Source organism: Oceanobacillus salinisoli, from assembly GCF_009733865.1.
GTDB classification, from domain to species: domain Bacteria; phylum Bacillota; class Bacilli; order Bacillales; family Amphibacillaceae; genus Oceanobacillus; species Oceanobacillus salinisoli.
The window spans coordinates 1-18,599 of sequence record NZ_WOFB01000003.1 but is presented as its reverse complement, the minus strand read 5'-3'; the positions used below and the strand labels follow the sequence as shown (position 1 = coordinate 18,599).

General features: G+C 38.2%; 16 protein-coding genes. 1 reads left to right on the top strand and 15 read right to left on the bottom strand.

What is annotated here, in order from left to right:
• Positions 1 to 2 precede the first annotated feature (2 nt).
• The 5 genes from plsX to GMJ66_RS03895 form a co-directional block, all read right to left on the bottom strand.
• The gene (gene plsX / locus GMJ66_RS03915) at positions 3 to 1,001 is read right to left on the bottom strand and encodes a phosphate acyltransferase PlsX (RefSeq protein WP_156289030.1); all 999 of its coding nucleotides are present in this window, start codon (positions 999 to 1,001) and stop codon (positions 3 to 5) included.
• Positions 985 to 1,575 (bottom strand): transcription factor FapR, encoded by a 591-nt coding sequence (gene fapR / locus GMJ66_RS03910; RefSeq protein ID WP_156289029.1) that lies wholly within the window; start codon positions 1,573 to 1,575, stop codon positions 985 to 987. The genes plsX and fapR overlap by 17 nt, the downstream gene beginning before the upstream one ends.
• A gap of 98 nt (positions 1,576 to 1,673) precedes the next feature.
• Positions 1,674 to 3,707, bottom strand: coding sequence for an ATP-dependent DNA helicase RecG (gene recG, locus GMJ66_RS03905; protein ID WP_156289028.1), 2,034 nt, complete (start codon positions 3,705 to 3,707; stop codon positions 1,674 to 1,676).
• Positions 3,708 to 4,420: 713 nt separating this feature from the next.
• Positions 4,421 to 6,082 carry a DAK2 domain-containing protein gene (locus GMJ66_RS03900; RefSeq protein WP_156289027.1) on the bottom strand — a complete coding sequence of 554 codons (1,662 nt, stop codon included), beginning with the start codon at positions 6,080 to 6,082 and terminating at the stop codon, positions 4,421 to 4,423.
• Positions 6,083 to 6,113: 31 nt separating this feature from the next.
• Entirely contained in the window at positions 6,114 to 6,476 is a 363-nt protein-coding gene (locus GMJ66_RS03895) for an Asp23/Gls24 family envelope stress response protein (protein ID WP_156289026.1), read from the bottom strand.
• Between the two features lie 357 nt (positions 6,477 to 6,833).
• Here GMJ66_RS03895 and rpmB point away from each other — a divergent pair, with 357 nt between their 5' ends.
• Positions 6,834 to 7,022: a 50S ribosomal protein L28 gene (gene rpmB, locus GMJ66_RS03890; RefSeq protein ID WP_156289025.1), complete on the top strand. Its 189-nt coding sequence runs from the start codon at positions 6,834 to 6,836 to the stop codon at positions 7,020 to 7,022.
• Positions 7,023 to 7,185: 163 nt separating this feature from the next.
• On the opposite strand, the gene spoVM is transcribed toward rpmB, so the two are convergent.
• The 10 genes from spoVM to coaBC all read right to left on the bottom strand — a co-directional run bounded on the left by spoVM (position 7,186) and on the right by coaBC (position 18,340).
• On the bottom strand, positions 7,186 to 7,269 hold the full coding sequence (gene spoVM / locus GMJ66_RS03885) for a stage V sporulation protein SpoVM (RefSeq protein WP_156289291.1): 84 nt from the start codon (positions 7,267 to 7,269) through the stop codon (positions 7,186 to 7,188).
• Positions 7,270 to 7,296: 27 nt separating this feature from the next.
• A complete protein-coding gene (locus GMJ66_RS03880; RefSeq protein ID WP_156289024.1) occupies positions 7,297 to 7,953 on the bottom strand; it encodes a thiamine diphosphokinase in 657 nt (218 codons plus the stop codon).
• A 6-nt stretch (positions 7,954 to 7,959) separates the two neighbouring features.
• On the bottom strand, positions 7,960 to 8,616 hold the full coding sequence (gene rpe / locus GMJ66_RS03875; RefSeq protein WP_156289023.1) for a ribulose-phosphate 3-epimerase: 657 nt from the start codon (positions 8,614 to 8,616) through the stop codon (positions 7,960 to 7,962).
• 2 nt (positions 8,617 to 8,618) lie between these two features.
• Positions 8,619 to 9,500: a ribosome small subunit-dependent GTPase A gene (gene rsgA / locus GMJ66_RS03870; protein WP_156289022.1), complete on the bottom strand. Its 882-nt coding sequence runs from the start codon at positions 9,498 to 9,500 to the stop codon at positions 8,619 to 8,621.
• Complete coding sequence (pknB, locus tag GMJ66_RS03865) at positions 9,501 to 11,564, bottom strand: Stk1 family PASTA domain-containing Ser/Thr kinase (RefSeq protein WP_156289021.1); 2,064 nt, start codon at positions 11,562 to 11,564, stop codon at positions 9,501 to 9,503.
• Positions 11,561 to 12,322, bottom strand: a complete 762-nt coding sequence (locus tag GMJ66_RS03860) for a Stp1/IreP family PP2C-type Ser/Thr phosphatase (protein WP_156289020.1) — start codon at positions 12,320 to 12,322, stop codon at positions 11,561 to 11,563. Before GMJ66_RS03860 ends, pknB begins: the two co-directional genes overlap by 4 nt.
• An 81-nt stretch (positions 12,323 to 12,403) precedes the next feature.
• On the bottom strand, positions 12,404 to 13,753 hold the full coding sequence (gene rsmB / locus GMJ66_RS03855; protein ID WP_156289019.1) for a 16S rRNA (cytosine(967)-C(5))-methyltransferase RsmB: 1,350 nt from the start codon (positions 13,751 to 13,753) through the stop codon (positions 12,404 to 12,406).
• A gap of 1 nt (position 13,754) precedes the next feature.
• Positions 13,755 to 14,693, bottom strand: coding sequence for a methionyl-tRNA formyltransferase (gene fmt, locus GMJ66_RS03850; RefSeq protein WP_156289018.1), 939 nt, complete (start codon positions 14,691 to 14,693; stop codon positions 13,755 to 13,757).
• Positions 14,694 to 14,726: 33 nt separating this feature from the next.
• On the bottom strand, positions 14,727 to 17,135 hold the full coding sequence (priA, locus tag GMJ66_RS03845) for a primosomal protein N' (RefSeq protein ID WP_156289017.1): 2,409 nt from the start codon (positions 17,133 to 17,135) through the stop codon (positions 14,727 to 14,729).
• Complete coding sequence (coaBC, locus tag GMJ66_RS03840) at positions 17,132 to 18,340, bottom strand: bifunctional phosphopantothenoylcysteine decarboxylase/phosphopantothenate--cysteine ligase CoaBC (RefSeq protein ID WP_156289016.1); 1,209 nt, start codon at positions 18,338 to 18,340, stop codon at positions 17,132 to 17,134. The genes priA and coaBC overlap by 4 nt, the downstream gene beginning before the upstream one ends.
• Positions 18,341 to 18,599 lie beyond the last annotated feature (259 nt).

Below are 18,599 nucleotides of genomic sequence, written 5' to 3'. Positions count from 1 at the left end.
CTTCACTCCTTCTCAAATTCCATGGACTCAACTGTTGTTTTAATAATGTTGGTTACATCGTGGTCCACCATATATTTTGCTTGTTTAATAGCACTTACAATAGCACGATGGTTAGATGAACCATGTGCCTTTATTACGGGCGCAGCAAGACCGAATAATCCTGCACCACCATACTCTGAATAATCAAGCTTCCCCTTTAATCCGCGTAGATCATTTTTCAGCAATGCAGCACCAATCTTCGTTTTAAAAGAAGACATCATCGTATCCTTTAAGATGGTAAATAAAGCCCCCGCTGTCCCTTCTATCGATTTTAAAGCAACATTTCCACTAAATCCTTCCGTAACAACTACATCCGCTACACCATTTAACAGATCTCGCGCTTCTACATTTCCAATAAAATGAATGGGGGCGTGCTGTAATTGAGCAAATGCTTTTTTCGTCAGTTCATTTCCTTTTCCATCTTCGGTTCCGACGTTTAGCAGACCAACTGTTGGCTTTTCGATAGAACGAACGTTTTCTGAATAAATCGATCCCATCACAGCGTACTGTACGAGGTGTTCAGGTTTAGCATCGACATTAGCACCTACGTCCAAGAGTAAAAATCCCTTTCCATCAATAGTAGGTAATGTGGGAGAAAGCGCTGGTCTGTCAATACCAGGAATTCTGCCAACAACAAACAAACCTGCACTCATTAATGCACCAGTATTTCCCGCTGATATACAAGCATCTGCTCTCCCGTCTTTGACTTCTTTTGCTGTTAATACAAGGGATGCGTTTTTTTTGCGTCTTACTGCCCGTACAGGTTCATCATCCCCTGTAATCACCTCTTCCGTATGGATGATATCAATATTTTTGGAGTCAGTCAGCAATGGTTTTATTTGATTTTCATTACCAACTAACGTGATATGTAACCCCTCTATCTCGGAGACTGCTTCTAACGCACCACGAACAATTTCCTTTGGAGCATGATCGCCTCCCATGGCATCAATTGCTAATTTCATGATTGTCTTCTCCTTTTTCTTCATTGGATCGGTACATGTGGAAAATGCCACTAAACACTTTTTCATTTCCTACATAGCTTTTAACATTAACAATCGTTAACCCTTTTTGATTTCCTTCCACAAAAGCCTTGGCAACAACACGTTCTCCCTCTTTTACCTGTCTTGTAAATTTAATATCTGCTTTAGCAGTCAGTGCTAATTCATCATTAATCACAGCAACAGCAAGGGAATTTGCCTGAGCAAATAAATGATGACCGCGGGCTATCTTATTTCTGGAAAATACCAAATCGGAATGGATGTCTAAAATAGAAATGGCACGTCTGTCCAATTCCAAATCAATGACTTCCCCAATTACTTCTTCCAGTGGTAAAGCTTTTACCGTTTCATTCCATTGATTGGTTGCTACGTATTTTATCCTTTCCCTTAACTCCGGAATGGAAAGTTCCATACGGTCAAGCCGGATGGTTTGTATACTGACAGCAAAAAAATTAGCCAATTGTTCATCCGTTATAAATGGTGTTTCCTCAATTTTTTCTTTTAAGAGTCGTTGACGTTCAGCTTTTGTTCGTTTCATTATTATCACGCACCGTTCAAATCTATTGACCTTACAATTTTATGACTTGGTACTAACAGTAATATATAATACCATATTCAATTATGCAAGTAATGTTATTAATCTAATGTATTTGTAAAGACCGGGTCGCTTTCCAGCAATTTTCTTAAGGAAAAATATTCCTCATCTTCATACAGAAGATTATTCTCAATCATTTCCTGCGCATCTACTCTGGCAGTTTCCAGTGCTTTATAATCGTGCACCATATCAGCAACTTTAAATTCAGGAACACCACTCTGTTTTTTTCCAAAGAAGTCACCAGGTCCCCTTAATTTTAAATCCTGCTCGGATAATTCAAATCCATTTGTCGTTTCTGTCATAATTCGCATTCTTTCTTTCCCGACTTCACCTTTAGGGTCTGCAATTAATATACAGTAGCTCTGTTTATTTCCTCGTCCAACTCTTCCCCGCAATTGATGCAATTGGGATAAACCGAAACGCTCAGCATCATAAATAACCATAATCGTTGCATTTGGAACATTCACACCTACCTCAACCACGGTAGTAGACACCAATACCTGAACCTCATTCTCAGCGAATTTCTTCATGACGTCTTCTTTTTCATTCGATTTTAACCGTCCATGCATCAATCCTACTTTAAGATGTGCAGGGAAATATTCCACGAGCTGATGATATAAATCAACAGCATCCTGAATATCCAGCTTATCGGATTCCTCGATAAGTGGGCAAATAACGTATGCCTGTTCCCCTTGGGCGACATGTTTTTCTATCATTTTTAATACTCTCTCAAACATATTATCTTTTGCCCAATACGTTCCAATTTCCTTTCTTCCTTTTGGCATTTCATCAATAACAGATACATCCATATCACCAAAGGCTGTTATTGCAAGTGTTCTGGGAATGGGCGTTGCAGTCATAAAAAGGACATCCGGCTGTAATCCCTTATCCCTCAAGGCCCTTCTCTGCTCCACTCCAAAACGGTGCTGCTCATCCACAATGACAAACCCCAAATCGGAAAAGTTGACATCATCCTGAATGAGGGCATGGGTGCCAATGACAATGTCTATGTCATGATTTTCTAATTGTTCCAGTATTTCCTTGCGTTTTTTTCCTTTGACAGACCCCGTTAACAGTGCAATATTAGCTTTATCGGCAAATAGTTCCTCTAATGACTCATAATGCTGTTCTGCTAAAATTTCAGTCGGGACCATAAGTGCTCCTTGTTTTCCTGCTGTTATGGATGCGAATAACCCTATAGCAGCCACAGCGGTCTTTCCAGAACCAACATCACCTTGCAGGAGACGATTCATACGATATGGAGATTTCATATCAGATAAAATCTGCTGTAATGATTTTTTTTGAGCGTTCGTTAAGGAAAAAGGAAAACTGTTGATAAATTCTTCCACTTTATCAACATCATAATGCTGAGCATTGCCTTGTGTGGCCTCACGTTTTAATTTACGCAACAATTGCATTTTTAATTGAAATAGTAAAAATTCTTCAAAAACAAATCTTCTTTTAGCATGTTTCAATGCCAATCGGTTCGCCGGAAAATGCATGGTTTGAATCGCTGTTTTTCGTTCAGGTATTTTATACGCAGTCAAATATCTTTCCGGTAAAATCTCTGGCACTTCATGCAGGTATTGATTGATTGCCTGCTGAACAGTTTTTTTTAGTTTGATATTGGTTAAGTTTCCCTTTAATGAATACATAGGTTGGATTTTTGCCTGATCTTCCGCCGGCCCTAATTTATATTGACTAACTGTAATCTGCAAACGGTGTGCATCCCATTTTCCAGTTAATGTAATGATATTGTCTATATGGATCTGCTTTTTGGCAAATGCCCGATTAAACATAACCGCTTTAATAGCTACCCCTTCTACTTCTACTGTAAAGGTGAGTCTGGACTTTCTTTTGCCATAAAACTGAAGAGTAGGGTCATGAACTACTCTCCCCTCGATCGTTACTTTATCATCGTGAATTAATTCAGCAAGGGGCTTAATTTCATACACATCATATCGATAAGGAAAATAGTTTAATAAATCCTCAATTGTATATATATGTAACAAGGCTAAATCTTCCGCATATTTCCCCCCTACTCCTGGTATCTCAGTTACCGATTTATCAAGCACAATAATCACTCTTTCTATACGGACATTTCGAATACTTTCTCTTTTTGCAGTCTAGTTTTATTTGGTATTTAGCTTTTACCTTACATATTAGGAAAAATTTCCCGAACCTTTCCCAACCATTTTTTAGAGCAGTAGCTGTTGTGCGTGAACATAATGGAGTAATAATATCATATTTCATTGTTATATCACCTTTTTATCACTCAGATCGTACAAAATCTGGCTATTGTAAATTATAACAAAAAGTCCAATGTTATTCATTTGCGACATGGGTAATAAAGTAGTTTTTAGGTTTGTGGCAAATAAGTCAATAATGCACTCACTGGTCGTATTTTTATGTGTATGAAAAAGCAATAAACCTATTAGAGGATGTTCAAAAAGTCCGGTAAAAAAGGACGCATCGAATTTCTTCGTTGGCTCGCTTTTCCGTTGCTCACGTATGGTGAGGACCTTCTACTAAAACCGCCCACGTCCTGTGGGCAACGTAGAAGTCACCACATCCTGTGGAAGCCCGCTACTCAAAGCATCGCCGCCTCGAACTTTCGACGCACAGGACGTGCTAGTGTCGGCGTTACGACAAATGTTTTCGATGGGACGAGTAACCGCAGTCCCAGGACGTTGCGATCTTAGCCGACCGGTCCTTTTCATCCTCCTTTTTGAACATGCACTATTAAGAAAACAGCAAAAAAATTCGCCACTTAAGATGGCGAATTTGATTACTCCACTGAAAAGATATAAGAATATATCGGTTGGTTTCCGTTATGAACTTCTATTTCGATATCTTCATAAGTCTCTTCAATATAATCTACTAGTTGGTCCACTTCATCGGAATGAATATCTTCTCCATAAAGAATGGTTAAAATCTCATCATCTTCAGAAATCATTTCCTTTAATAGTAATTTAACCGTTTCCTCTTTATCTGGATGGGTTGACTTTATGTTCCCGTCAAGAATTCCCATGAAATTACCCTTATCTATCGTAATTCCCTCGATTTGTGTGTCCCTGACAGCATAAGTAATCTGTCCGGTTTTCACTTGCTTTCTAGCTTCATCCATCGCTTGCTGATTAGCTTGGATGTCCAAATCAGGATGAAACGCGAGGATTGCACTGATACCTTGTGGAATGGTTGTAGTTGGGACAACTGCCACATTTTCTTCGACAACCTCAGCAGCTTGATCTGCCGCCATACGAATGTTTTTATTATTTGGCAAAACAATTATATTTTTTGCATTTGCCTGCTGAATCGCATCTGCAATATCCTGAGTGCTTGGATTCATGGTTTGTCCACCCTCAATAACAACGGATGCACCAAGACTTTCCAGTAGTTCTTTCATTCCTTTCCCCATAGCAACTGTAACAATAGCATATTCTTTCTTTTTATCTACAAGTGTTTTGTTTGATTTATCTCCAACAATTGCAGTATGCTGTTCACGCATGTTTTCAATCTTCATATTAATTAAACTGCCGTAGCGCTGACCTAATGTCAAGCATGTTCCTGGTGTCTCAGAGTGAACATGAACCTTGACAATGTCATCATCTGATACGACTAATAAAGAATCACCGAGTTCACTTAGCTCATTTCGAAATTCCTCTTCGTTAAATGGGCTTTCTGCAAGTTTTTCTTCTTCAAACTTGACCATAAACTCCGTACAATAACCAAATTCGATTTCTGAAGTATCCATGAAATCCTGTGTTACTTTATGATGTTCTGCATTAACCATATCTTCCATATCGATTTCAGATGAGTTTTCAGGGAGTTCTTCCCCTTTCAGTGCGGCTAAAAACCCTTCATATATCGTAACAAGACCTTGGCCTCCGGAATCAACAACCCCTACTTCCTTTAACACGGGCAATAGGTCTGGCGTACGTTTTAGGGAAGCTTTGGCCTCTGCAACAATTTTTTCCATTAGCCCTACGATATCTTTTTCGGTTTTACAAGCATCCATAGCCTCTTTTCCGGCATCCTTTGCTACGGTTAAAATCGTTCCTTCCACAGGTTTCATAACAGCCTTATATGCAGTCTTCACACCAGCATCCACAGCAACGGCAAAGTCCTCTGCGGTTAAAGCTTGCTTTTTTTCCATACCCTTGGCAAAACCGCGAAAAATTTGCGATAAGATCACACCTGAATTACCTCTGGCACCCATCAGCAATCCCTTTGAAAAGGCGTTTGCCACTTCTGAAGCATGATCACTATTCAATTTTCTTACTTCATTTGCACCTGAAGTCATGGATAAATTCATATTTGTTCCTGTATCCCCATCAGGCACAGGAAAGACATTTAAAGCATCTATTTTCTTGGCGTTATTGGTTAAATGGTGAGCCCCATTTAAAATCATCTGGGTTAATATAGCGCCATCAATTTTTTGAACCGTCACAATACTTCCTCCTCAGCTTACGTAAAAGAAATTAATCCTTGGCTACGCGGACCCCTTGAATATAAATATTCACGGAATCAATCGATAGTCCGAGTGATTGATTCAATGCGTATTTTACTTGAGACTGTACATTACTGGCTACTTCAGATATTTTCGTTCCATAGCTGACAATAATATACATATCTATATGTAGTTTTTCATCCTTTTGGCGAACAATAATACCTCTGGAATAATTTTCTTTTCTTAATATTTCTGCGATACCATCTCTAATTTGACTTTTGGATGCCATCCCAACAATACCATAACATTCTACTGCTGTCCCTCCTGCTATGGTTGCAATGACATCATTGGTAATGGTTACTTGACCATCATTCGTATTTAACTCAATGGACATAAAAAATCCTCCTTAAACACCTGCTATTAATATAAAGAAATTATACTATATACCAAAACATTTTAAAAGAACAACCATTATACTAGAACTTGTTGTATAGAGAGTCTTAGCTAAAATGTTGTTTACTGCTATTGACTGTTCCATTATAACAATGTATGTTATGTATAACTCTGTCAAGAATGATTCTTTATTTCTCATAAAGTAAATCTTCAATCAATGGTTCATATAAAGTTGGGATATCCTTTATTTTGTCCCACTACTGTACGGTTCATGAAAAATATTCAATTGCATTCTTTGCTTACTTGTGATAAATTGTATAAGTAATAATGACACATGTTAGAGTTAGGAGGGAATAACATGGCTAGAAAATGTGTTGTAACTGGACGTAAAACTCGCAGTGGTAATCAACGTTCTCACGCTATGAATTCCAATAAGCGTAAATGGAAAGCTAATGTACAAAAAGTACGTATTATGGTAGATGGAAAACCTAAAAAAGTTTATGTATCTGCTCGTGCACTTAAATCAGGTAAAGTTGAGCGCGTTTAATATACGTTTACATTAGTGATTGGACAAAAAGCACCCTTACCGTCGTATGGGTGCTTTTTGTTTTACGATCTTTTCGTATAATACGCTCTTTGCTAAATATTATGCTTTCCTAATGTAAAAAAAGATGCCTTTGCCTTTATTGGCAAAAGCGGTAACAAGTTAATTACTTTTCTTTTTTAAAGATACCAATAACTACTTTCACAAATCCACCTATAAATTTCGGGAGTTTTATAGTATAAAATTTCATAAGTGCCCTCCTCTTTAAGCAATTCCATTATAAAGGAATCGCACTACGACTCTTTACAACTATTAATATGCCTTTCCTATAAAAAAAAGTACCATAATTTGAAATAAGCTGATTAGAAATACACTGAGTCGAACCCCAGGAAATTGTTTTATCCTCAAGAGGGTAATAAAAGTTCGTTAATGTAATACCTTCCACTTCCGGGGTGAACGGAATAAAAGATACATATGGGTACCTTTTATCCGCTGAGATCCTGTGCTCCCCGGGAAATGTTAATTCTATATGATTTAAATAATCAATAATAACTCCCCGAATCCCCTTTTTCTGTATCTGGTATAATAGTTGAATATTTACCAGTTCGTGATCTAATCTCCCACCTGTCACTCCAAATAAATAGATTGTTGCGGGATTTTCTTTAAATGCTTTCTTTAATGCTAATTCCAGGTCTGTTTCATCTTTCTCCGCCGGATGTTCTTCGTATACTTTTGCATGGTGTTTAATTTTCTGCTTCTCTTTATCCGTAATGGAATCAAAATCTCCAACAGCATAAGTAATAGGAATTTGATTCTCTGCAAGATAAAACGCCCCCCGATCGGCACCTATCCAAACATCAATCTCCTCTTTAAATTGTTTGAAATCAGGATGGGTTTCAGCAGGCCCATTTCCTACAATTGCAATACATGTCATAAAGGGTTATCCCTTCGCTGCTCGCAAGATATCCTGGATTGCTTCTTTGCGATTTGGACGGTTAAAAACAGCACTACCCGCAACCAATACATCTACACCAGCATCTGTACATAATTTTGCAGTATCTACATTAACGCCACCATCCACCTCAATTTCGAAATCAAGATGGAATTCTTCTCTCCATGCGGCCACTTGTTTTATCTTTGTTAACGTATTTTGTATAAACGACTGTCCGCCGAAACCAGGATTAACCGTCATAATTAGTACCAAATCAACATCGGGCAGGATCGGCAATAATACATCAGCAGGAGTTGCTGGATTTATAACAACTCCGGCTTTTACTCCGTTGTCTTTAATGAGCTGTACGGTCCTGTGAAGGTGTATACATGCCTCCTGATGTACAGTAATGATGGAAGCACCACTTTTGGCAAACGCCGGAATATAGGCATCTGGATTTTCAATCATAAGATGTACATCAAGCGGAAGATCGGTAACTGGTCTAATGGCATCCACAATCAGTGGACCAATCGTAATATTTGGAACAAAATGACCATCCATGACATCTACATGGATATAATCCGCTCCCCCCTGTTCGACATCCTTGATTTCCTCTCCAAGTTTTGAAAAATCTGCTGATAATATAGAAGGTGCAATTTTTGTCATGTCTAATACCTCGGCTTTCTTGATTGTATTTCGTCGAGAAAATGAATATAGTTTTTATAGCGAAACGCTTCTATTTTCCCATCGCTTAAAGCTGTTTTCACCGCACATTTAGGCTCCTTATAATGCAGACAGCCACGAAACTTGCATTCATTCCTACGTTCCCTCATTTCAGGGAAATAATCTGTCAACTCTTCAGCCTCTATTTCATTAAAATCCAACGCACTGAATCCGGGAGTATCTGCGACTAATCCCCCATGAATTTCCAGAAGTTCTACGTGTCTTGTAGTATGCTTTCCCCTTCCAAGACTCTGTGAAATCTCAGCTGTTTCTAAAAGCAGGGTAGAATCCAATGCATTAATTAATGATGTTTTTCCAACTCCGGACTGTCCAGCAATTACAGTTACATTATCTTTAAAATAAGAGCTAATATCAGGTAAATGATCACTATCTATAGTTGAGAGCAACTCTACTTGATACCCTATATTTTTATATATTTTTTTATAGGTTAGCATTTCTTGTTTCTTTTGATCTGATAATAAATCAATCTTCGTAATAAATATAACCGGGTTAATATTCTTTGATTCAATCAAAACTAAAAAGCGGTCAAGCAATGTTGTGCTGAAGTCTGGTGAAATGGCAGAACTTACAATGATTGCTTGATTAATATTCGCAATCGGTGGACGAACTAGTTCATTTTTTCTAGGTTTGATTTTCATGATATACCCTTCGTTTGGGTCATTTATTTCAAATTCTACAAAATCACCTACTAAAGGGGTAATCTTCTTATTTCGAAATACCCCTCTGCCCCTGCACTGGTATATTTGATCTTCTGATTTAACATAGTAGAATCCACTTAAAGCTTTAATAATTCTGCCTTCTGCCATTTATTCACCTTCTTCATATGAAATTCTGTTTTCTTTGATTAATACATCGTCTCGCATTACTCTGTATTCTGCAGTACTGTCTGGTGCTATCGTAAGTGTAAACGTAAAGTCCTCGTCACTGGTTATTGCCTTTTCTTCATACAGCTCAGAAATATCGTTTTCCGCATCGCCAATATAGATTCTAACTATTTGTTCAACTGGTTCCTGATTTTCTGATTCATCCGTATTTTCTTCTTCATTCCCATTCGCTTCTGGAGGCTCATAGGGTACAGATACAGTTACTGAATGGGACTTTGGTGCTTTTGGTTCTGGTCCAGTTGATATATAAACATCCACTGAATCTCCTTCTTGCAGCATTTCTCCACTTCCAGGATCCTGATCCATTACCGTACCCGCTTCAACAGTATCCGAGTTCCTCTCTATTTTATTCATTTGTAAGTCATTCTCTTCTATATAATCCCTTGCCTCTTCTTCTGATAGTCCTCTAAGGTTACTTAAACTAATCGGTTCTGGGCCTAAGCTGACCACAAATCGAACGGTCGTTTCACTCGGAACCACTTCATTGCCAGGATTAGGAAAAATTTGCGTGATAATTTCACCCTCTGGTTGTTCGGAATGCCTTTCGAAAGGTTCAAAGTCTTCAAACCCCGCAACCTCAAGTTCTCGCTTAACTTGAGTATATTCCCTGCCTACATAATCTTCAAATGTTACTTTTTCTTTGCCTGTACTTACATATAATGTAACGGTAGACTCTTCTTTTACGGTACGGCCAACATTTGGGTTAGTTCTTACAACAAGTCCTTCTTCTGTTTCTTCTGAGGCAACCTCTTCCTCTTCCACTACTAAATTTAAACTTTCTAACAAGTCAGCTGCATCATTTGCTTCCATTTCAATCACATCGGGAATGGTAACTTCTGCCGGTTGCAGCATACCTGGTAAAACAAACAAAGCAATCACACCCGAGATGAGTAAAATCAAAATAATGGACAAAATAATAGGCCATTTTTTCTTTTTTTGTTTTTTCCCCTTTTTTTGTTTCTTCGTTTTATCCTTCTCCGATGATGTATACTCTTTTTGTTCAGCCGGGGATTCTTCCGGGTAATTCTTTGTTGCCCCATTTGTATGATGGATTAAGGTTTCCTGATCAAAGTTTTCTTGCATTTGATTATCCGTAATGATAGGGATCGCCTTTGTTTCTTCTCCTACCTCAGCAGGAGGAGAATATGGTGCCTCATTGATTTTATCAGGATGTAATGCCGTATCTATAGCGTCTTCCAGGTCATAAATCGTTTCATATCGATGAAAAGGATCTTTGGCCGTGGCTTTTAATACGATATTTTCAACACTTTGTGGTATATCCTGATTGAACCTTCTGACAGATGGAGTATCACTTTGCAAATGCTTTAGAGCTATAGATACAGGGGATTGTCCTGAAAAAGGTAATCTACCCGTAAGCATCTCAAAAAGGACTATTCCTAAAGAATAAATATCTGACTTTTTAGTTGCCATTCCACCTCTTGCCTGTTCCGGTGATAAATAATGCACAGATCCAAGAATAGAGTTAGTCTGTGTTAACGACGTCGCACTTAATGCAATAGCAATACCAAAGTCAGTTACTTTTACTTGACCAAAGTTATCCATTAAAATATTTTGCGGTTTTATGTCCCGATGAACAATATCATTAGCATGCGCATGGGCAATCGCTGAAGTCATTTGTTTCATAATATCCAATACTTCTTGCACATTCAGTGGCCCAAAGCGTTGTATGTATTCTTTCAAAGTCATTCCATCCACATATTCCATGACCATATACAGTAAATGATCTTCTTCACCAACATCATAGATACTGACAATGTTAGGATGCGATAAACTGGTGGCAGATTGGGCTTCCCGATCAAACCGAGCGATAAATTCCTGATCATTGGCATATTCCATTCGCAATGCTTTGACTGCTACATCACGTTCAAGGATTGTATCCCTCGCCAAAAAAACATCGGCCATTCCACCACCACCGATTTTAGCCTTTATTTGATACCGCTCATTCAAAAGGTGACCACTTCTCATTTATTCTCACCTTCTTCCCCAGATGAAGAACTCTTTGATAGTAGAATAAGAGAAATATTATCTTCGCCACCCCTGCTGTTAGCCATATCAATTAATTGCTTAGCTACCTCATTCAAATCTTCAGAGGCATTAATCTTTTCCAATAATTCTTCATCCTGGATTTTATCCGTAAGCCCATCCGAACAGAGCAGCAGCTTATCGCCTTCCTCAATCGTAATGGTTTTAATGTCTGCATCCACTTCAGATTCTGAACCCAAGGCTCTTAAGACCACATTTTTTCTGGGATGATATTTTGCATCATCTTTTGAAATTTGTCCAGATTGTATAAGAGCATTTACGAGAGAATGATCCTCGGTAATTTGTTTAAACCCATTCCGATTTAATAAATAACACCGGCTGTCACCAATATGAGCGACAGTCAGGAAATCACCAATATGAATAGCTATGACAAGTGTTGTTCCCATCCCTTCACATTCTTTGTTTTTCTGGGCATGAAGGAAAATCGATTCGTTAATTTCATTAATCGTGTTTAATAACCATTCCTCCAGCTGGTCAGGTTTGTCAAATTCACTTGTATTTTCCCATTTTTCCTGTATCAAGGTCGTAGCCATTTGACTTGCTACATCACCTGCTTGGTGACCGCCCATTCCATCGGCAACCACTGCTAGCATTTGGTCAAAGGAATTGTAATATATTCCTCCAGCATCTTCATTATGGCTTCTAATCCTACCTCTGTCTGTCAGGAATGTTCCTTTCATTTTATCCCCCCTCCAAGTATAGCGTGGGTATACTTTTATCTAATCCAAGTATTACACAAAACCTGCTATAAAAGAACATAATTATCCAATTTTTTTCAAACGCGTAAGAAAAAATCCATCTGTCTGATAATCTTGGGGAAACAGTTGAAAACCAAGATCTGATATTCCAGGTGATTGTTTCACCTCATCCGGTAAACTGTCAAAGAACGTCTCATCTATTTGAAAATCGGAATGCTTTTCTAAAAAATTTTGAACAACATTCTCATTTTCTTCTACATCCACCGTACATGTACTATAAATGAGCAATCCACCTGTCTTCAATAACGAGGCAATGCTATCCAATATTTCAAGCTGGATTTTAGAAAGGTTCCTAATGTCTTCTTCTTTTTTATTATATTTAATTTCCGGCTTTCCTCTTATAACCCCTAAACCTGAACAAGGAGCATCCACTAAAATTCTATCAAAGCTTTCCGGTTGATGAATTTCCTTTAGTCTTCTGGCATCAGCTTGATTGGCATCAATGATTGTCAAACCTAAAACAGAGGCTTTATCATCGATTAAATTTACTTTCTTTTTATGTAAATCATAGGCATGAATAGCACCCTCATTCTCCATTTTCTCAGCGATATGCGTTGCTTTTCCTCCGGGTGCACTGCATGCGTCCAATACTTGCATATTTGGTTTTGCCTCAAGCATTTCCCCTACCAGCATGGAGCTTTGATCCTGGATTGTAACAAATCCATTTTTAAATAAATCGGTTGAAAGAATATTGCCTTTTTCAATAATTATTCCTTGGTCGGATAATTTGGAGGGCCGAACTTCAAAGCCGATTTCAGTTAGTGTTTCGATAGCTTTGTCCCGTGATATTTTTAAAGGCTGAACGCGAATGGACTGATGTTTTCTTGTAATATTTGCTTCACACATAAACCTAGTTGTTTCATAGCCATATTCAGAAATCCAGCGTTTTACAAGCCACTCTGGATGACTCGTCTCTATGGAAAGTCTTTTCGCATCATCTTTAATGGCAGAAGTCTGCGGAATACCCTTGCGCTGAACACTTCTTAAAATTCCATTAACAAATCCCGATATTCCCTTATGTCCCCGCTTCTTGGCAATTTCCACAGCCTCATGAATCACCGCATGATCTGGTACCTTATCAAGGAAAACCATCTGATAAATGGACATACGGAGGAGTGCTCTTACCCATAAATCCATCTTCTTTTTGGAATTGATAAAGCAGTCAATATAATAATCTATAGTTATTTTTCGCTGCAGGGTACCATATACTATCTCCGTTAACAGTTTTTCATCTTTTGGATCAAATTGCTTTGATTTTATTTCATGATCAATCAAAAGATGGCTAAATCCTTCGTCCTTTTCCGTTCGAATGAGCAAATCTAATACCGAATTTCTTAATTGGAATGTTTTCATTTTAACCACCTAAAATAATGCCTTTTTGGATTCGATCATTTGCACCGCGTAAGTAATCTTTTACATGCAACCTCTTTTTTCCTGCAGGCTGTATTTCTGTTACTTTAATTCCCTTACCATTTCCACAGACAACGATAAAACCATCTTCCATAACCTCTACAATCTTACCAGGCTCTCCTTGATAAATAGAATCATCAGGGTCGCCCCACCAGATTTTCATATTTTTCCCTTCATACGTTGTAAAGGCCACTGGCCATGGATGCAACCCACGGATATGGTTGTAAATTTCTATGTTTGCTTTCGTCCAGTCAATCTTTTCTTGCTCCCGTTTTATATTGGATGCAAATGTTGCTTGGGAGTCGTCTTGTCTGACTGGCTTTATTTCCTTATGAAAGATTTTAGGTAAAGTATCCATTAATAGTTTCGCGCCAGCTTCTGACAGTTTATCATGCATCGTACCGACATGGTCCTTATCTTCTATTAGAACTTTAACTTGGGAAAGAATATCACCGGCATCCAGTTTTTCAACCATATACATAATCGTAATACCTGTCTCCTTTTTTCCTTGCATAATGGCATAATGAATCGGTGCACCACCACGTAATTCAGGAAGTAAAGACGCATGCACATTAATGCAACCAAATGGTGGTACATCCAGTAGCTCATTTGGCAATAACTGGCCATATGCTGCTGTTACAATGATATCCGGTTCATGGGATAAGATTTTCATATATTCATCTTTCAAGTTTTCGGGCTGAAAAACGGGTATATTATATTTCTCAGCTTCCACCTTCACTGGGGGAGGCGTAATGACACGCTTCCTCCCCTTAGGGCGATCCGGCTGGGTGACAACCAATACCACCTCATACTCTGAATCTGCCAGTGATTTTAATACAGGTACAGAAAAATCTGGTGTACCCATAAATACAATTCGCTTCATTTAAACAACCTTCTTTCTTACTCCTTATCGTGACTACATCAAATGATATGGTTGTAAATCAACGGATATCAATAGATTGTCTTTTTTTATTTCATCTGAGAATTGATCGATGATTTTATTTAAAAAAGTGCGGAGATTTGGCTCATTTCTGTATTTTATCATGCATTGATACCGATATCTATCTTTGATACGCGGAATTGGTGAAGGTGTTGGGCCAAGTACAACCGTATTTTGATTCACCTTTTTTATTAATAGTTGTACCATTCTTTGCGTTGTCTGTACCACCTTAACTTTGTTTTCATGTGACACTGTAATCAGTGCCAGAAAATAGTATGGCGGATATTGAAATTTCTTTCTCATTCCCATCTCTTGTTTATAAAAATCAAGAAAATTATATTCACTAGCAAGTTTTATACTATAATGGTCGGGAGTATACGTCTGAACGAAAACTTCCCCGGTTAATTCATGTCTGCCAGCTCGTCCACTCACTTGAGTTAACAATTGAAAGGTTTTTTCACTTGACCTGAAATCTGGTAAATGCAGCATGGAATCGGCCGTTAATACACCTACTAAAGTGACATTTTCAAAGTCCAGCCCTTTCGCAATCATTTGTGTTCCAAGGAGTATATCAGCCTTTTTATCACCAAACTCCTTTAGTATTCTTTCATGGGATCCTTTTCTTCTCGTTGTATCGACATCCATCCGCAAAACCCTTGCTTCCGGTATCAGTTCGGTTAACGCTTCTTCTACACGTTGTGTTCCTGTTCCAAAATAACGAATCAAATCACTGGAACATTCCGGACAAATAGTTGGCACCATTTCTTCATAAGAACAATAATGGCATTTAAGCCGATTGCTGTTTTTATGGAAGGTTAGGGCAATGTCACAATGCGGGCATTCTTTTACATGTCCGCAATCCCGGCACATTACAAAGGTGGAATAGCCTCTTCGGTTTAATAGCAGTACGACTTGTTCACCGTTTCTGATGCATTGTTCCATCCGTTCTTTTAATTTTCTCGAAAACATCGTACGGTTACCTGCATGAAGTTCAGCACGCATGTCGATGATTTCAATATTTGGCATTGGTTGATCATTCGTCCGTTTGCTTAGCGTGGCTAGTTTATATACCCCTTTTGCTGCACGGGCATACGACTCTAGTGTCGGGGTGGCACTGCCTAAAACCACGGGGCAGTTGTGATTTTCTCCACGATGAATAGCAACATCGCGAGCATGATATCGTGGCTGATCTTCTTGCTTATAAGTTGTTTCATGCTCCTCATCGATAATAATGATTCCAATGTTTTCAAATGGAGCAAAAATAGCAGACCTAGCCCCAACAACTACTTGAACCTCCTTACGATGAATTCGCTGCCATTCATCATATTTTTCACCAGCAGATAAAGCACTGTGCATCACTGCTACGCTTTTTCCAAATCTTCCCTTAAATCGATTGACCATCTGTGGGGTTAAGGCGATTTCTGGTACGAGTACAATCGCTTCTTCCCCTTTGTTTATCACTTTTTGTATCGCTTGTAAATATACTTCTGTTTTCCCGCTTCCGGTCACTCCATGTAATAGAAAGACATCATGCTGGTTACGATCAATAGCGTCATGAATTGGTTCAATCGCTTGCCGCTGTTCCTCCGTTAATTCCAGTGGTGTAGTGCGTTCAATCGAATCGTCATCATAAGGGTTTCTGAATATTTCTGTTTTAAAGGTTTCTAAAAGTCCTTTATCAACTAAATTTTTAATAGTCCCAGGTGTTGTCTGAAGTTTATTTACTAACTCTTTTTGCGATATAGAACTGTGATTTTCGATAAAATACGTCAAAAGCTGTTTTTGTTTTTTTGCGTTTTTGGGAAGGTCTATCATTGCCTCTTCCAAAAAATAAGATTCTCTTGCCGGTTTCACCATTAGTATCTGTTTTTTCGTAATTTTAGATTGGACAAGATAATCAACAGATATATCACCAGCTTGAATCACTTTTTGCAATTGATAGTAACTAATATTTACATGTTCAAATTCTTCATAGTCTATTGAATCTCTACCTGCAAATAAATGCTCTAATTCTGTTGGCAAAGAAGCATCCGTCATGCGCACTAATTCTTTTTTGTACTTTGATTTTAAAACTTGGGGAAGCATAGCTTGAAGGGCAGTAATAGACAAACTTAATGTTTCATGTGCTACCCATTTTCCCAATTCAAGCAATTCTTTTGTTAAAACCGGTGTTAAATCTAATACATCCAAGATATCTTTTAGCTTATCAAAAGATGATTCCGAAACCCTCTCAACTACAAAACCCATGATCTTTCTCGGTCCAAATGGTACTATTACACGCATCCCCGGCTCCAGTATTTCCTGAAATTTTATAGGAATAGAATAATCAAAAGTTTGATTAATAGAACTTGCAGGAACATCGACAATAACTTTTGCTATATTCACTGCATACCATCCTTTATATCTCTGTTGATCAAAGTAAGCAGTTTGGTAGCTACTTCTTTTTTCGACGCAATCTCTATTTCTTCTTTTTCCTGCTGTTTGTTTAAATACGTAACAATATTGGTATCTTCCCCAAAACCGGCACCTTTCTGAGAAACATTATTAATCACAATCGCATCCAGATTTTTCTTTTCTAATTTATTCACGCCATATTCCAAAGGGTTGGTTGTCTCAGCAGCAAAACCTACTAAAAATTGATGTGTTTTGTTTTCTCCAAGAGATTGAAGAATGTCATTCGTTCTTTCCATTTCAATTTGCCATGTTCCAGGCTGTTTTTTTAACTTTTGATCATATACCTTTTTTGGTCTGTAGTCGGCAACGGCCGCTGCTTTAATAACAATGTCATTGGATGGAAAGAATTGATGCATCGCTTGATACATTTCTTCCGCTGTTTCTACATCGATTCTCATTATTCGACTATGGGATACTTTTTGCTCTGATGGTCCCGTCACCAGTGTAACTTCTGCTCCAAGCTCAGCCGCTGCGTCCGCAATGGCAAAGCCCATTTTTCCTGTTGACCGATTCGTAAAAAAGCGTACAGGATCAATTTTTTCCCTTGTCGGACCAGCAGAAACAAGCAGTTTTTTACCGGAGAGAAACCGATTCACATTCTGATGTTCCTCAATCACCTTAATAATCGTTTCTGGTTCTTCCAGCCTTCCTTTTCCAACATAACCACATGCTAAATAACCGGCACCTGGTTCGATAAAATGATACCCCCATCCTGCTAATTTCTCCATATTTTCCATCACGGCAGGATGTCCGTACATATGTACATTCATAGCAGGAGCAATATAAACGGCTGCTTCCGATGCTAATAAAGTAGTGGAAAGCATATCATTTGCTATGCCATTTGCCAGTTTTCCAATAAAATTGGCAGTGGCTGGGGCGATAATTATCATATCCGCCCAATCCGCCAAATCGATATGAGCAATCTTACTTGGATCTTTTTCATCAAATGTATCTGTATAAACAGGATTTCGTGATAATGCCTGAAAGGTTAATGGTGAAACAAATTTGGCTGCATTCTCGGTCATTATTACTCGAACATTAGCCCCTTTTTGGGTTAATTTGCTCGTTAGTGCACATGCCTTATATGCAGCAATTCCTCCAGAAACACCTAATAGAACATTCTTTTGATCAACCATCTTTTGTCCCCTCTCCAAACGTTCGACATTCTTAGTATATTTATACCATAAGTAAATGATTATATTAAGACAAACGCTGTATCACTTACATGTTAGAACGGAAAATATACCGTTTTCCCTTTCTTTCCTACTCCCTGTTTTTATTAAGTATAGTTTACAGTTTTATATAGGCTATTTTCATAAGTTTTTTGCTTTTTCATCTTTGCATTTGATATAAATTCCTAATATCTTTAATTCATAATAAAGTGCTTAACACCGC

Coding starts and splice junctions, on each gene's coding strand:
- plsX (WP_156289030.1), bottom strand. CDS start 1,001: ATGAAATTAGCAATTGATGCCATGGGAGGCGATCATGCTCCAAAGGAA.
- fapR (WP_156289029.1), bottom strand. CDS start 1,575: ATGAAACGAACAAAAGCTGAACGTCAACGACTCTTAAAAGAAAAAATT.
- GMJ66_RS03895 (WP_156289026.1), bottom strand. CDS start 6,476: ATGTCCATTGAGTTAAATACGAATGATGGTCAAGTAACCATTACCAAT.
- rpmB (WP_156289025.1), top strand. CDS start 6,834: ATGGCTAGAAAATGTGTTGTAACTGGACGTAAAACTCGCAGTGGTAAT.
- spoVM (WP_156289291.1), bottom strand. CDS start 7,269: ATGAAATTTTATACTATAAAACTCCCGAAATTTATAGGTGGATTTGTG.
- GMJ66_RS03880 (WP_156289024.1), bottom strand. CDS start 7,953: ATGACATGTATTGCAATTGTAGGAAATGGGCCTGCTGAAACCCATCCT.
- rpe (WP_156289023.1), bottom strand. CDS start 8,616: ATGACAAAAATTGCACCTTCTATATTATCAGCAGATTTTTCAAAACTT.
- rsgA (WP_156289022.1), bottom strand. CDS start 9,500: ATGGCAGAAGGCAGAATTATTAAAGCTTTAAGTGGATTCTACTATGTT.
- pknB (WP_156289021.1), bottom strand. CDS start 11,564: ATGAGAAGTGGTCACCTTTTGAATGAGCGGTATCAAATAAAGGCTAAA.
- GMJ66_RS03860 (WP_156289020.1), bottom strand. CDS start 12,322: ATGAAAGGAACATTCCTGACAGACAGAGGTAGGATTAGAAGCCATAAT.
- rsmB (WP_156289019.1), bottom strand. CDS start 13,753: ATGAAAACATTCCAATTAAGAAATTCGGTATTAGATTTGCTCATTCGA.
- fmt (WP_156289018.1), bottom strand. CDS start 14,693: ATGAAGCGAATTGTATTTATGGGTACACCAGATTTTTCTGTACCTGTA.
- coaBC (WP_156289016.1), bottom strand. CDS start 18,340: ATGGTTGATCAAAAGAATGTTCTATTAGGTGTTTCTGGAGGAATTGCT.